Below are 976 nucleotides of genomic sequence, written 5' to 3'. Positions count from 1 at the left end.
CGATAGTGTTGAAGAAGTCGGCGATGAAGCCGTGGATCCACTCGCACCGAAGCGTCTTGATTAAGGTCGACGCGACCTCCTCGCCTTAAGTGGCTCGGACGTTTGTTCCGAGGGTGCAAATCTTGGCCAATTTCCTGAGGTTCTGGGCGATGGCTGCAAGGTGGAACTCATCGCGGGCACCACAGGGGCCGCGCAATCGCAATCGATCGAGCTTCAGGATGCGCTTGAGGTGCGCGAACAGCATCTCCACCTTCTTCCGCTGATAGCGTGAGGTCTGGTAGGCGTCTGTCTTTGCGATGTCGCGGGCCATGTCGCGCGCGCCCTCATAGATCGAGCGCAGCACCTTGCGCGCCGGCTCCTTCGGGCAACAGCTGGGCTTCAGGGCACAGGCGTCGCAATCCAGCTTGCTGGCGCGATAGCGCATCATGCCATTCTCGTCGACGAGAGGGTGTGGCATCCGATAGGTCTTCTGGCGCTGCCTGAGCGTCTTCCCGCCAGGACAGATGTATGTATCGGCCTTATGGTCGTAGGTGAAGTCGTCGCGCGAGAAGGTGCCATCCTTGCGCCTAGACTTGTCGAAGACCGGGATATGCGGCTCGATCCCACGCTCATGCACCAACCAGTTCAGCATTTCGGCCGAGCCGTAGCCGGTGTCGGCAATCAGCCGCTCCGGCCAGAGGCCGAGCTCGTCGTGCGCCCGCTCGATCATAGTCTTGGCGGCCGTCACCTCGGCTTGGCGCACCGCGGTCGAGGGCTCCACGTCCACGATGATGGCGTGCTCCACGTCGATCAAATAGTTCGTGCAATAGGCATAGACGGCTGGGCCACCCCAAGCGGCAGTCCAGCGCGCGGCGGGATCAACAGGGGAGACGAACTTGGGCTCCACCGGCGTGGCGGCCCCGAAGGCGGCGTCATCCAGAGTGGCGAGATACTCAGCCACGGCCCGCTTGGCTTTGGGATTGAGGTCCTCGGCCGT

Annotated in this window: 1 protein-coding gene; it reads right to left on the bottom strand. The window is 62.4% G+C overall.

What is annotated here, in order from left to right:
* Positions 1-85 precede the first annotated feature (85 nt).
* A partial coding sequence (locus NKI39_RS34180; protein ID WP_352837558.1) for a transposase occupies positions 86-976 on the bottom strand: 891 nt, incomplete at its 5' end.

Origin of the sequence: Mesorhizobium sp. M0664 (genome assembly GCF_040320565.1) — a bacterium.
Classification (GTDB): Bacteria; Pseudomonadota; Alphaproteobacteria; order Rhizobiales; family Rhizobiaceae; genus Mesorhizobium.
This window is presented reverse-complemented; position numbering and strand designations above follow the sequence as displayed.